Genomic DNA, 13,019 nt, shown 5'->3' on the forward strand with positions numbered 1-13,019 from the left:
CACGCAGCCCACGTCCTTCCATGAAACCTCTGATCAAACCGCCGCGCCTGCGCCGTGGCGACACCGTCGGCCTGATCGCGCCGGGCGGCTATACGGGCGAAAAGTCGATTGCCAAGGCGCGCGCCAACATCGAAAGCCTGGGCCTGAAGGTGCGCGAGGGACGGTACTTGCGCGAAATAAACGGCAACTATGCCGGTACCGTGGAACAGCGCCTGTCGGACCTGCACGCCATGTTCGCCGACCCGGAAGTGACGATGCTGTGGCCGATCCGCGGCGGCTCGGGCTGCATCTCGCTGCTGAAAGAACTCGACTATGGCCTGATCCGCAGGCATCCGAAGATCCTGCTCGGCTACTCCGACATCACCGCCCTGCACCTGGCGATCCTGAAGGAGACCGGGCTGGTGACCTTCCACGGCCCGGTGGCTTCGTCGACGCTGTCGGACTATGCGCGCGAGCACATGCTGGCCGTGCTGGGCAACCCGCAGCCGCGCTACACGATTCCGATGGCGCTGGAAAACAGCCGCCGCGCCGTGTTGCAGCCGCACTTCGGCATGCGCACCGTGCATGGCGGCAGCGCGATCGGGCCGCTGATCGGCGGAAATCTGAGCCTGGTGGCGGCGCTGGCCGGCACGCCGTATGCGGCCGACTTCCGCGACGCCATCCTGTTCCTGGAAGAAGTCAACGAAGCGCCGTACCGCATCGACCGCTGGATGACCCAGCTCGACCTCGCAGTCGGCTTCAGGAAGGCGGCGGCCGTGATGATCGGCATCTGCGAGGATTGCGGCCCCGAGCACGAGGACGTGTCGCTGACGCTGGACCAGACCTTCGACATGCATCTGCAGCCGCTGTCGATCCCGGCCGTGACCGGCTACTCGATCGGCCACATCCGCAACCAGTTCACGATCCCCATGGGAGTGGAGGCCACCCTCGACGCCGAGCGGCAGACGGTGACCTTGCTGGAGGCGGCGGTCAGCTAAGTTAGACCGCTGCCTGTTTGCTTATACCTTGGCTTCGGCGCCCGGCGTTTCCGAGCGCACCAGGAAGGCTTGCGTGACTTGCGGCAGGTGTTCCAGCAGCCAGGCGGCCATGGCCTTTTCCTGGGCCAGGATCTGTTCGCAGGCGGCGGCGGTGGCGGTGTCGCCAACGGCCTTGGCGGCGCCGATCAGCGAGGTGTAGCTGGCGATCTCCAGGTTCTCGAAGACGTAGCCGGCCATCGCGCCCTTCACCACTTCGTCGCTGGTGGTCATGCCGCCGACTGCCTGGCCAAAGGCGGCCAGCTTGCCGCCCAGGTCCTTCAGCACCGAGTTGCTGATGCCGCGGCGGGTCATGATCTCGTCGAGCTGACTTTGCTGCCAGCGGGTTTCCTCGATGTGCTGGACGATACGCGCACGCAGTTCCGGATAGTGCTCCAGGCGTTCCGCTTGCGCGTTCAGCATCTTGTCCGCTTGCTGTTCCATCGCGTGAGCATCGCGCAGCCAGTCGTTCAGGTGTTCGTTTGCCGTCGTCGTCATACGTCTCTCCATCGGTAAAGTGTGCGTGATGGCGCCGAAGATTGGCGCCGCCTGGATTTACATGCAGCCGCCACCTGGGCGGGCTGTGCAGCTTCAGCTACCTTGGCAGAGTCGAAGAACGATGTTTGTTAGATAGGGAACATTTCGTCGACATTGAACGAAGAAAGATGGTTTTTCGCTGCCGAAGGGCAAGGCTTATGAATACGTAGCTACGGTTTGATTTTGTAGGGTGGACTCCCGAGTCCACGCGGTCGTACTTGTGCAAACCGCTCTATGTAATACATATCGAAATGCGTGTGTCGTACAGCGTGGAGTAATGGAGGCCAGTGGCCTCCATTACGAGTCCACCCTACGGAAATCAAAGGCTATGGGTCATGAATACGTAGCCATGCTGCTCGCCGTCGATACGAAACAAGTCCGCTATCTCGCCGGTCTGCACAAAGCCGCTGCGCTCATACAGCCGGCGCGCCGGCAAATTGTTCGACAAGACTTCAAGATCGACCCAGGCCAGCCCCTGCGCATCGGCCCAGGCCAGCGCCGTGTCGAGCAGCCGCGCCCCCAGCCCTTGCGCGCGCCAATCGCGGTGCACGCCCATGCCCAGCAGGCAGCGGTGCGCCGCCGTACGCTCCGGCCGCGCACGCAGGTCGATGTGGCCGCAGATGGCGCCGCCCGCGTCGACCGCGATCCAGCCGCGCCGCCAGCCGGGCGCGTCCAGCGCGCTGCCCAGGCCGAGCACAAAGCCGGCGCGCTTGTCGATCGGGAAAAAGGAAGCGGCGCGCGGCAGCGGCTGGAACAGCGGCGTGCCGTTGCGGCCGTTGTCGCCCAGGTGATCGTCGAGGTAGACGAACAGCGCCGGCAAGTCCTGCTGCACGAGCGGGATGATCGCCGGCGCCGCCATCACAGTGCGCGCGCGATCAGGATTTTCTGGATATCGCTCGTGCCTTCGTAGATCTGGCAGACGCGCACGTCGCGGTAGATGCGTTCGATCGGGAAATCGGCCACGTAGCCGTAGCCGCCAAAGACCTGCATCGCATCCGACACCACGCGTTCGGCCATCTCGGAGGCGAACAGCTTGGCCATCGCCGCTTCCTTCAGGCAGGGCAAACCGGCATCCTTCATCGAAGCCGCATGCAGGATCAGCTGGCGCGCCGCCTCGATCTTCATCGCCATTTCCGACAATTTGAACTGCACCGACTGATGCTCGAAAATCGCCTTGCCGAAGCTGGTGCGTTCCTTTGCATACGCCAGCGCGGCCTCGAAGGCGGCACGCGCCATGCCCACCGATTGCGAAGCGATGCCGATGCGTCCGCCCTCCAGGCCCGACAGCGCGATCTTGTAGCCCATGCCTTCTGCGCCGATCAGGTTCGCGGCCGGGATGCGGCAGTTCTCGAACACGATCTGCGCCGTGTCCGACGAGTGCTGGCCCATCTTGTGTTCCAGGCCGGCGACGATGTAGCCGGGGGTGTTGGTCGGCACCCAGAAGGCGCTGATGCCCTTCTTGCCGGCGGCCTTGTCCGTCACAGCCATGACGATGGCCACGTCGCCATGTTTGCCGCTGGTGATGAACTGCTTGGTACCGTTGATGACGTAGTCGTCGCCGTCACGGACCGCCGTGGTGCGCAGGGCGGCGGCGTCGCTGCCGGTGTGCGGCTCGGTCAGGGCAAAGGCGCCCAGCATCTCGCCTTGCGCCAGCGGACGCAGCCACTGCTGCTTCTGTTCTTCGCTGGCATACATCATGGCGATGCTGCACACCGGGCAGTTGTTGACCGAGATGATGGTCGAGGTGCCGCCGTCGCCGGCCGCGATCTCTTCCAGCACCAGCGCCAGCGACACGTAGTCGAGGCCCGCGCCGCCGTATTCCTCGGGCACGGCCACGCCGAATGCGCCCAACTGGGCCAGTTCCTTCAGTTCGGCTTTCGGGAAGTAGTGTTCCTTGTCCCAGCGGGCGGCCTGCGGGGCCAGGCGCTCCTGCGCGTAGCTGCGCAGGGCGTCGCGGATCATCTGGTGTTCTTCGGTCAGGATCATGGTGTCTCGTGGTTGTTTTTTATCGTGGGCGGCTTACCAGGGGATAGTGTCGCCGTCGTGGTTCAGGAAGCTGCCGTTGGCCTCCGGCTTGGCATTCGCCAGGGTCGCGCGCAGATCGCGCACGCTGTGCTCGACCGTGATCGCCGCACTCTCGCCGCCCATGTCGGTCTGGACCCAGCCGGGGTGGAAGGCGATGCAGGTGGCGCCTTGCGGGCCATAAGTGAGTGCGGTGTCGGTGAGGACGGAGTTCAGCGCGGCCTTGCTGGCGCGGTAGAGCGAGCCGCCCGTATCGGTGCGCGAGCCGATCGAGCCCATGCGCGAGGACAGCACGCCGAGCTTGCCGCGCGTGTTGGCGACCAATGGGGCGACGATCGGCAGCAGGCGCATCGCGGCCAGCACGTTGGTGTGCATCACGGCGTCGAAGTCTTGCTGGGTCGGGAAACCGTCGTGGCGCGGGCCGTACAGGCCGGCGACCAGCCAGGCGGTATCGATCTTTTCGTCGTCGAGTTTCCAGCCCAGGCCGGCGATGGCTTCAGGGTCGGTGACGTCGAGTTGGTGCGGTTCGGCGCCGAGTTGCGCCAGCTCGTCGAGGTCTTGCTGCTTGCGGGCGGTGGCGATCACGCGCCAGCCATCCGCACGGTATTGGCGTGCGAGTTCGTGGCCGATGCCGCGCGAGGCGCCGAGGATCAAAGCGGTTGGCATGGTGTTCCTCCGTGTTGTGTTGCGGTTTGTTGAGGTACGGCCGCGTGGACACGAGTGCCCACGCGGTACAACGTTTGCAAACACCTATCGTAACCGGAGACCGGCATCCTCACCGTTCTCCGGCTATCGACATCACACCATCTCGATCGCCATCGCCGTGGCTTCACCACCACCAATGCACAGCGACGCCACGCCGCGCTTGCCGCCGGTCTTCTTCAGCGCGCCCAGCAGGGTGACGATAATGCGCGCGCCCGAGGCGCCGATCGGGTGGCCCAGGGCGCAGGCGCCGCCGTGGATGTTGACCTTCTCGTGCGGGATGTCGAGGTCGCGCATGGCGGCCATCGGCACGGCGGCAAAGGCTTCGTTGATCTCGAACAGGTCGACGTCGCCCGCCATCCAGCCGGTCTTCTTGAACAGCTTGTTCATCGCGCCGATCGGGGCGGTGGTGAACAAATTCGGTTCCTGGGCGTGGGTGGCGTGGCCGATCACGCGCGCGATCGGGGTCAGGCCCAGTTCCTTGGCCTTCGATTCGCGCATCATCACCAGCGCCGCAGCGCCGTCGTTGATCGACGACGACGACGCGGCGGTCACGGTGCCTTCCTTCTTGAACGCTGGCTTGAGCGACGGGATCTTGTCGATCTTGGCCTTCAGCGGGCCTTCATCCTTTTCCACGATCAGCTCGCCGGTGCGGGTGGCCAGCGTGACCGGGGCGATTTCCCAGGCAAACGAACCATCGTTGTTGGCAGCCTGCGCACGCTTCACGGAGGTGATGGCGAAGTTGTCCTGGTCTTCGCGGGTGAACTGGTAAGTGGCGACGCATTCCTCGGCAAAGGTGCCCATCGAGCGGCCTTCGCCGGTCTTTTCGTTGCGCGAGTAGGCGTCCTCCAGACCGTCGAGCATCATATGGTCGAACATCGGCGCGTGGCCGATGCGGTAGCCGCCGCGTGCCTTCGGAATCAGGTAAGGCGCGTTGGTCATCGACTCCATGCCGCCGGCCACCACGATGTCGGCGCTACCGGCCACCAGCTGGTCGTGGGCAAAGATCGCGGCCTGCATGGCCGAGCCGCACATCTTCGACAGGGTCACGGCGCCGGTCGATAGCGGCAGGCCGGCTTTAATGAGCGCCTGGCGTGCGGGCGCCTGGCCCTGGCCTGCCATCAGGCAGTTGCCGAAGTAAACGTGTTCGACGCTTTGCGGATCGACGCCGGCGCGCTCGACTGCCGCCTGGATCGCCACCGCGCCGAGGTCGCTCGCCGACTTCGAGGAAAAATCGCCCTGGAAGCCACCCATCGGGGTACGGGCGGCGCCAACGATAACGACTGGATCATTCATTTTCTAAGGTCTCCAAAGAGGATGGCGCCCGGCGGATTGCGGGTTGCGCCAATGGGGTGGTGGTCTGGTGGAAGCGGATGTGCTGCGGATAAGGGAAGACGTCTTCCACTTCGCCTCCGAGGATGCGGTCCTTGTGCGCCTGCCACCAGGCGCGCGTGAGCAGGTCCGCGTGATGCTGCATGAAATGGTGGCGGATGGCCGCGTTTCCAAGCAGGAAACGGCCAAATTGTTCGGGGAACACGTCGTGCTTGCCGATCGGGTACCAGGGCTCGGCGGACATCTCGTCTTCCTCGTTGCGCGCCTGTGGGATGTCGCGGAACTGGCAATCGGTGAGGTACTCGATTTCGTCGTAGTCGTAGAACACGACCCGGCCCTGGCGCGTGACGCCGAAATTCTTGTACAGCATGTCGCCGGGGAAGATGTTCGCCGCCACCAGGTCGCGGATGGCGTTCCCGTATTCGAGCACGCCGTGTGCCAGCAGCGCCTCGTCGCCGGCGGCCTGGGCATCGGTCAGGAACATGTTCAGCGGCACCATGCGGCGCTCGATGTACAGGTGCTTGACGATGAGGCGCTCGCCCTCGATTTCCACCAGCGAGGGGCAGTGCTGCTGCAGCTCGGCCAGCAGTTCTTCGCTGAAGCGCTGCAGGGGAAAGGCGACGTCCGAGTATTCCAGCGTGTCGGCCATGCGTCCGACGCGGTCGTGGTGCTTCACCAGCAGGTATTTTTCCTTCACCTGGGCGCGCGTGGTGTCTTTCGGCGGCGGATACCAGTCCTTGATCACCTTGAACACGTAGGGAAAGGATGGCAGCTCGAACACCAGCATCACCAGGCCGCGGATGCCGGGGGCGCTGCGGAACCGATCCGAGCTGTGCTTCAGGTGCTGCAGGTAGTCACGGTAGAACAGGGTCTTGCCCTGCTTTTGCAGGCCCAGTACGGTATAAATTTCGCTGCGCGGTTTGCGCGGCATCAGGCTGCGCAGGAACTGCACGGTGGCCGAGGGCACTTCCATGTCGACCAGGAAGTAGGCGCGTGTGAACGAGAACAGCAGGGCAACCCCGTCGGGGTCGGTGATGACCGTGTCGAGCACCAGTTCGCCGTGCTGGTCGTGCAGGACCGGGATCACGAACGGGTACTCGCGCGCGCCGTTGATGGCGCGGCCGACGAGGTAGGCGCCCTTGTTGCGGAAGAACGGGCTCGAGAGCACGTGCAACTGCAGGTTCGGTTCGGGCTGGTCGAGGCCGAAGTCCCTGATCATGCGCGCTTCGACCAGGCCGGTATCGCGGTCGAGCGCGGCGAACGGGCGTTCCAGCTGGAAGTTGCCGACGATGCGTTTCAGGGCAAAGCGCAGGCCGTCCGCGGCGGGGTAGTACACGCGGTAGGTCGGCAGCAATTCTTCGGTTTCGATGTACTCGGTCGAGATCACGGGGCGCACGAAGATGTAATCGTTGTGGTAATAGCGCCGGTGCAGGATCTGGCAGCTGACCGAGTTGAAGAAGGTCTCGGCCAGTTCCGGCTGCTTGTGGTCCGAGAGCAGGCCGATGTAGTGCAGCTTGACCTCGCGCCAGACATGGTCGGTGAGGTCGGCAGGTGGGTAGGTGTGTTCCAGTGCCTGCACGGCTTCCTGCACGCGCTGGTCGTAGAAGTCGATGCGTTCGCGCGCGGCCTGCTGGGCAGCGGGCCAGTCGGCCTGCTCGAACAGCCGGCGCGCCCCCTGGCTGGCTGCGCGGAACAGGCGGTAATGCTTGTCGAAGCCGTCCAGGATGGTGCGCGCGATGTCGAATGCGATCTGCGAAGACAGCAGTCGTGGGAACGTTACCTGGGTCATCGTTCGTCTCGCGCGTGGGTCGGTTGAGCAGGTATTTTATTGCAATGCAATGTGGCGGTGTTGGCAGCAAGATGGCCTGCGGCGGCAACCGTACGGTGGGGGTTTAGAGGCCGGGGGCCTCTAAACCGAAGTGCCCACGCGGAAAGGCGCGTCATGTTGGCCTTGATGAGAGCCGCGTGGCATGCTTCTAGACACCGTGTGCCAGAGCAGGCCGCAACATCCAAACGCAGCCAACATAGCGTCGCTTTCCGCGTGGGCACGGAGTGCCCACCGTACGGTCACGGCCAACGGTGCTGCAAATTACGCCGTCTCGCCAAACAACTCACGCCCGATCAGCATGCGGCGGATCTCGCTGGTACCCGCGCCGATTTCGTAGAGCTTCGCATCGCGCCAGAGACGACCGACCGGATACTCGTTGATATAGCCGTTGCCGCCCAGGGTCTGGATCGCTTCGCCCGCCATCCAGGTGGCCTTTTCGGCGCTGTACAAAATCGCGCCGGCGGCGTCCTTGCGCAGGGCGCGCACGGCGGCCGGGTTGGCGGCGCGGTCGCAGGCCTGGCCAACCGCGTACACATAGGCGCGGCAAGCCATCATGGTCGAATACATGTCCGCGATCTTGCCCTGCATGAGCTGGAATTCGCCAATCGCCTGGCCGAACTGCTTGCGCTCGTGAATATAAGGCACGACCACGTCCATGCAGGCCGACATGATGCCCAGCGGACCGCCCGACAGCACGGTGCGCTCGAAGTCCAGGCCCGACATCAGCACGTTCACGCCCTTGCCCAGGCCGCCCAGCACGTTCTCGACCGGCACTTCGCAGTCTTCGAACACCAGTTCGCCGGTGTGCGAGCCGCGCATGCCCAGCTTGTCGAGCTTTTGCGCGATCGAGAAGCCTTTGAAACCTTTTTCGATCAGGAAGGCGGTCATGCCGCGCGGGCCGGCTTCGAGGTCGGTCTTGGCGTAGACCACCAGGGTGTCGGCGTCGGGTCCGTTGGTGATCCACATCTTGGTGCCGTTCAGGACGTAGCGGTCGCCCTTCAGCTCGGCGCGCAGCTTCATGCTCACCACGTCGGAGCCGGCGTTCGGCTCGGACATCGCCAGTGCGCCCACGTGCTCGCCCGAGATCAGCTTCGGCAGGTATTTCTGCTTTTGTTCTTCGGTGCCGTTGCGCTTGATCTGGTTGACGCACAGGTTCGAGTGCGCGCCGTAGGACAGGCCGACCGAGGCCGAGGCGCGCGAGATTTCTTCCATCGCCACGATGTGGGCCAGGTAGCCCATGTTGGCGCCGCCGTATTCCTCGCTCACGGTGATGCCCAGCAGGCCGAGCTCGCCCATCTTCTTCCACAGGTCCATCGGGAACTGGTCGGTGCGGTCGATCTCGGCCGCGCGCGGTGCGATTTCCGCTGCCGCAAATTGTTGCACTGCTTCGCGCAGCGCGGCGATGTCTTCGCCGTGGTCAAAGGTCAAGCCTGGAAGATGCAGCATGTCGTCCTCTCGGTGAACGGTGTGATTAAGCTCTCGGCATCATACTCGCGTGTGACGTTAACGTAAACGTCAAGCAGCGGACGCCGTTGCGCCCCTATCAGGCGCGTTGGTTCAGGCCGCGTCGCTGGCGCTGTGCAGCTCTTTCGCGACGGAGCCGGGCACGTTTTCTTCGCCCAGCAAGCGCCGGCATTCCTCCTCGTGCGCGGATATTTCTTCAAGCGCCATCTCGATATCGGCACGCTGCTGTTCCAGCGTCTCGCGCTGGTGCCCCAGTACGCCAAGGAAGCGGTTGATTTGCGCCGCCGTATCCTTCGGCGACTCGTACATGTCGACGATACTCTTGATCTCCGACAGCGTCAGGCCCAGGCGCTTGCCGCGCAGGGTCAGTTTCAGGCGCGTGCGCTCGCGCGGGGTGTACACGCGGTTGCGTCCGCCCACGCCTTCGCGTTTCGGGCTGAGCAGGCCCTGGTCTTCGTAGAAACGGATCGCGCGCGCGGTGATGTCGAATTCGCGCGCCAGTTCGGCGATGGTGTAGGTGATGGCCATGAAAAGCGGGTGCAGGTAAGAGCTGGGGGAAACGGCTAGAATCGGACTCCGGCCTTGCCGTTTACGTTAACGTCACCCATTGTAGCGCGCCCGTCCTGCATAGATATGAAAGATTGCTGACCATGAATCCGCTCGAAGCCCAGTTGACCTGTCCCTTTGCCGACGAACTGCCCGCCCTTGGTACGGTGCGCGAGGTGGCGCCCGGCATCGGCTGGCTGCGCATGCCGCTGCCATTCGCCCTCGACCACATCAATCTGTGGGTATTGAGGGACGAGCGCGAAGGCCGCCAGGGCTGGAGCGTGGTCGACTGCGGCGTGGCCACCGACGCCACCCGCGCCGCCTGGGAGCAGGTGCTGGCGGGGCCATTGGAGGGGCAGCCGATCGTGCGCGTGATCGCCACCCACTGCCACCCCGACCACGTGGGCCTGTCGGGCTGGCTGTGCGAACGTTTCGACGCACCGTTCTGGCTGACCGCCGGCGAGTACGGTTTTGCGCGCATGATGGCGGCCGCCCTGCCCGGCGTCGACGGCCCGTCGGCGATTCCCCACTTCGAGCGCCATGGCCTGGCCGACCAGGCGATGCTGGAACAAATGCGCAGCCGCCGCAATTACTACCCCTCGCTGGTGCCAAGCGTGCCGGAGGCCTACACGCGCCTGCAGGATGGCCAGGATGTCACAATTGGCAATACAGCATGGCGCGTGATCACCGGCTTCGGCCACTCGCCGGAACACGCCTCGCTGTACGCGCCGGACCTGAACGTGCTGGTCTCGGGCGACATGGTCTTGCCGCGCATTTCGACCAACGTGTCGGTGTTCGCGATCGAGCCGGAAGGCAACCCGCTGCAGCAGTACCTCGACTCGCTCGACAAGTTCGCCGGCCTGCCCGACGACGTGCTGGTGCTGCCTTCGCACGGCAAGCCTTTCCGCGGTCTACACACCCGCATTGCGCAGCTGCGCCAGCACCATGTAGAGCGTCTGGATGAGGTGCTTGAAGCCTGCAAGCAAGCCCGCAGCGCAGTCGATATCGTGCCGATCATGTTCCGGCGCCAACTCGATGCCCATCAGCTCAGCTTTGCACTCGGTGAAGCACTCGCGCACCTGCATAAACTCTGGAATGATGGTATGTTGGAGCGTGTAACTGGCGCCGACGGCATCATTCGTTTTCGACTGATCTGAGCGGCCTGAGCCGGATTCTTGCGGGCTTCCCCAGTCCGCCCGGCTAATTCGACGTCAATTGACTAGACGTGCGTGGCATTCACGCGACAAAACATTTGCACGAATGTTATTCACGGTGAATATGTCGATTCTTTGCGGAAATTTTGTGGCATGATGTCACAAAATCTCACATTCTCACTTCACACTTCTTTGTTACTTATCTGTTCGTAAACTGTCACAACTGGTCTGTAAGGACAAGAGACTGACATTTATAGTCCAGCATGAAATAGTGCCATCATGAATTCCACGAATGAACGGGAGAGCTTTAGCGAGCGTCTCCAACAGGCGCTGAAGAACGCCCACTACTCACCAGACAGCCCGACTCGACTGGCACGTGAATTTAACATTCGCTTCGAGGGGCGACCCATCACCGTCCACGCCGCACGCAAGTGGCTGGTCGGCGAAGCTATCCCGACGCAAGAAAAGCTGCGCATGATTGCGCAATGGCTGGGTGTGCCTGCCGACTGGCTGCGCTTCGGCGGCTCCGAGAGCCCGGGCGAAGCGGTCGAGACCGGCAATGCCGCGCGCTTCGAATCGGCCGACGTCAAGCTGATCGCCGACCTGCAACGCCTGGACGAGCACCACCGCCAGCTGGCACGCGAATTCATCCGCATGCTGGTGCGCGTCAACCATCAACCGGCAGCCAAGTAAGCCTGGTCCTTCCTCGCTTGAGGTTTCCCGCTTACAAATTTTCTTCCAAATCAGGCAGTACAAACCGCTTCCACTGGCGCATAATCGAACTCGTCACAGCCGAGGATCGTGCCCGCCCATGAAAAGCAATTATGTGAACACTGCCCAGCTGAAGGAACTGATGACGGCGCCGCCAATGAGCGCGGCCCGCCACGCCGAGGTGATGCGCAAGCGCATCGCCCAGCGCAGGATGCTGGAGGAAGCAAGGGAATTGAAGAAAGCCGGAGACAGCGGCTACGGTACCAAGCGCTAAGCGCTGTCCTTGCTTGCCCGGACCTGTGCGTCGCCGTCGGCGCCGCGCATGCCGGGCCACCGTGCAGCCTGCGGGTTCTCGATGCCGAGCAGGTCGAGCACCCGGTCCAGGGTGTGGTCGACCATCTCCTCGATGCTCGCCGGCCGGTGGTAAAAGCTGGGCAAGGGCGGAAACACGATGCCGCCCATTTCGGTCACGGCCGTCATATTGCGCAGGTGCGCCAGGTTGAGCGGCGTTTCGCGCACCATCAGGATCAAACGCCGGCGTTCCTTCAGGACCACGTCGGCCGCACGCGCGACCAGGTTGTCCGCCAGGCCATGGGCCACGGCAGCCAGCGTTTTCATCGAACAGGGAGCGATCACCATGCCGTCGGTCTGGAATGAACCGCTGGCGATCGTTGCGCCGATTTCGCGGCTCTTGTGCACCACATGGGCCAGGGACTCGACCTCGCGCCGCTGCAGGCCGACTTCCTGGTGCAGGGTCAGCACGGCGGCGTCGGACAGCACCAGGTGGGTCTCGACGCCCGGCAGGCTGCCCAGGCGCCCGAGCAGGCGCACGCCGTAGACCGCGCCGGTCGCGCCGGTGATGCCGACGATGATCCTTCGCGGTCGTGCAGTCATTACTTCTTGAACATTGCCTGCAGTTCGCCGGAATCGTACATCTCGTTCATGATGTCGGTGCCGCCGATGAACTCGCCGTTCACGTACAGCTGCGGCACGGTCGGCCAGTTCGAGAAGTCCTTGATGCCCTGGCGGACTTCCGGATCTTCCAGCACGTTGACGGTGGCGATGTTATCGACGCCGCAGGCTTTCAGGATCTGGATGGCGCGGCCCGAGAAGCCGCATTGCGGGAACTGCGCGGTGCCCTTCATGAACAGCACGACCGGGGTGTTGGTCACGGTGTCTTTGATCCAGCTTTGTACGTCGCTCATGTTGATTCTGCCTTCGGAAAGAAATGGGTGAGATGGCGACATTCTATAAGAATTCCACTGTCGCGGTGCAGGCCGGGGCGGGTTTGGCGGCGGCTGTTCCGATGCCGCGACAGCTTCGGGTATCATCGGCCGGATTTCACTTTCTTCTTCATGCCCATGCAACAACAACGTCCCTCCGCCGGGCCTTCGGCGGGCTTCAATTTCGTGCTGGCCGTGGTGCTCGGCTTTATTGGTGTATTCGACCTCGTCAGCGGCGTGCGCGGCGACGGGCTGGGCGTGTTCCTGACCGGGCTGGCATTGGCGATCTATGCCGCGGTGCTGCTGCGCGACGCCTTGCACATCAGGAAGACCGGCGTGCCGGCCATGACGCGGCGGCGCATGAACTATATCGGCATGGGCTGCCTGGCGCTGTACTTCGTTGGGGTGATGGTGAAGCGCGTGCCGGAGCTGGCGCAGTTTTTTGGGTGATGGGGCCGGCGCCACGATAAGTTCGTAGGGTGGGCTC

At 63.6% G+C, this 13,019-nt stretch carries 15 protein-coding genes; 5 read left to right on the forward strand and 10 right to left on the reverse strand.

All coding sequences use genetic code 11. The features are described 5' to 3' along the window. Positions 1-20: 20 nt before the first annotated feature. Positions 21-977: a S66 peptidase family protein gene (locus QWL29_RS16240; protein WP_305823912.1), complete on the forward strand. Its 957-nt coding sequence runs from the start codon at positions 21-23 to the stop codon at positions 975-977. Positions 978-998: 21 nt separating this feature from the next. Here QWL29_RS16240 and QWL29_RS16245 read toward each other — a convergent pair whose 3' ends face one another. The 8 genes from QWL29_RS16245 to QWL29_RS16280 form a co-directional block, all read right to left on the reverse strand. After that, a complete protein-coding gene (locus tag QWL29_RS16245; RefSeq protein WP_305823913.1) occupies positions 999-1,511 on the reverse strand; it encodes a ferritin-like domain-containing protein in 513 nt (170 codons plus the stop codon). Positions 1,512-1,869: 358 nt separating this feature from the next. Then, a complete protein-coding gene (locus QWL29_RS16250) occupies positions 1,870-2,409 on the reverse strand; it encodes a GNAT family N-acetyltransferase (protein WP_305823914.1) in 540 nt (179 codons plus the stop codon). Beyond that, positions 2,409-3,536 (reverse strand): acyl-CoA dehydrogenase family protein, encoded by a 1,128-nt coding sequence (locus QWL29_RS16255; protein ID WP_305823915.1) that lies wholly within the window; start codon positions 3,534-3,536, stop codon positions 2,409-2,411. Before QWL29_RS16255 ends, QWL29_RS16250 begins: the two co-directional genes overlap by 1 nt. 33 nt (positions 3,537-3,569) lie before the next feature. Next, complete coding sequence (locus QWL29_RS16260; RefSeq protein ID WP_305823916.1) at positions 3,570-4,238, reverse strand: SDR family oxidoreductase; 669 nt, start codon at positions 4,236-4,238, stop codon at positions 3,570-3,572. A gap of 132 nt (positions 4,239-4,370) precedes the next feature. Next, complete coding sequence (locus QWL29_RS16265; protein ID WP_305823917.1) at positions 4,371-5,570, reverse strand: acetyl-CoA C-acyltransferase; 1,200 nt, start codon at positions 5,568-5,570, stop codon at positions 4,371-4,373. Next, on the reverse strand, positions 5,563-7,395 hold the full coding sequence (gene aceK, locus QWL29_RS16270) for a bifunctional isocitrate dehydrogenase kinase/phosphatase (protein ID WP_305823918.1): 1,833 nt from the start codon (positions 7,393-7,395) through the stop codon (positions 5,563-5,565). Before aceK ends, QWL29_RS16265 begins: the two co-directional genes overlap by 8 nt. Before the next feature lie 300 nt (positions 7,396-7,695). Then, positions 7,696-8,880 (reverse strand): isovaleryl-CoA dehydrogenase, encoded by a 1,185-nt coding sequence (locus tag QWL29_RS16275; protein WP_305823919.1) that lies wholly within the window; start codon positions 8,878-8,880, stop codon positions 7,696-7,698. Between the two features lie 111 nt (positions 8,881-8,991). Beyond that, positions 8,992-9,426, reverse strand: a complete 435-nt coding sequence (locus QWL29_RS16280; protein ID WP_305823920.1) for a MerR family transcriptional regulator — start codon at positions 9,424-9,426, stop codon at positions 8,992-8,994. A 122-nt stretch (positions 9,427-9,548) separates the two neighbouring features. On the opposite strand from QWL29_RS16280, the gene QWL29_RS16285 reads away from it, so the two are divergent. From QWL29_RS16285 to QWL29_RS16295, 3 genes are all read left to right on the forward strand, one after another. After that, the gene (locus tag QWL29_RS16285) at positions 9,549-10,601 is read left to right on the forward strand and encodes an MBL fold metallo-hydrolase (RefSeq protein ID WP_305823921.1); all 1,053 of its coding nucleotides are present in this window, start codon (positions 9,549-9,551) and stop codon (positions 10,599-10,601) included. Positions 10,602-10,877: 276 nt separating this feature from the next. Next, positions 10,878-11,291 (forward strand): hypothetical protein, encoded by a 414-nt coding sequence (locus QWL29_RS16290; protein WP_305823922.1) that lies wholly within the window; start codon positions 10,878-10,880, stop codon positions 11,289-11,291. Positions 11,292-11,409: 118 nt separating this feature from the next. After that, a complete protein-coding gene (locus QWL29_RS16295) occupies positions 11,410-11,583 on the forward strand; it encodes a hypothetical protein (protein ID WP_305823923.1) in 174 nt (57 codons plus the stop codon). Here the strand turns inward: QWL29_RS16295 and QWL29_RS16300 are convergent. Both QWL29_RS16300 and grxD read right to left on the reverse strand, forming a co-directional pair. Further along, complete coding sequence (locus QWL29_RS16300; RefSeq protein ID WP_305823924.1) at positions 11,580-12,203, reverse strand: UbiX family flavin prenyltransferase; 624 nt, start codon at positions 12,201-12,203, stop codon at positions 11,580-11,582. The two genes, QWL29_RS16295 and QWL29_RS16300, sit on opposite strands and share 4 nt — an antisense overlap. Beyond that, entirely contained in the window at positions 12,203-12,514 is a 312-nt protein-coding gene (gene grxD, locus QWL29_RS16305; protein ID WP_305823925.1) for a Grx4 family monothiol glutaredoxin, read from the reverse strand. Before grxD ends, QWL29_RS16300 begins: the two co-directional genes overlap by 1 nt. 156 nt (positions 12,515-12,670) lie before the next feature. Here grxD and QWL29_RS16310 point away from each other — a divergent pair, with 156 nt between their 5' ends. Beyond that, the gene (locus QWL29_RS16310) at positions 12,671-12,982 is read left to right on the forward strand and encodes a hypothetical protein (RefSeq protein ID WP_305823926.1); all 312 of its coding nucleotides are present in this window, start codon (positions 12,671-12,673) and stop codon (positions 12,980-12,982) included. Positions 12,983-13,019 lie beyond the last annotated feature (37 nt).

The organism is Massilia brevitalea (genome assembly GCF_030711405.1).
Lineage (GTDB): Bacteria > Pseudomonadota > Gammaproteobacteria > Burkholderiales > Burkholderiaceae_D > Telluria > Telluria brevitalea.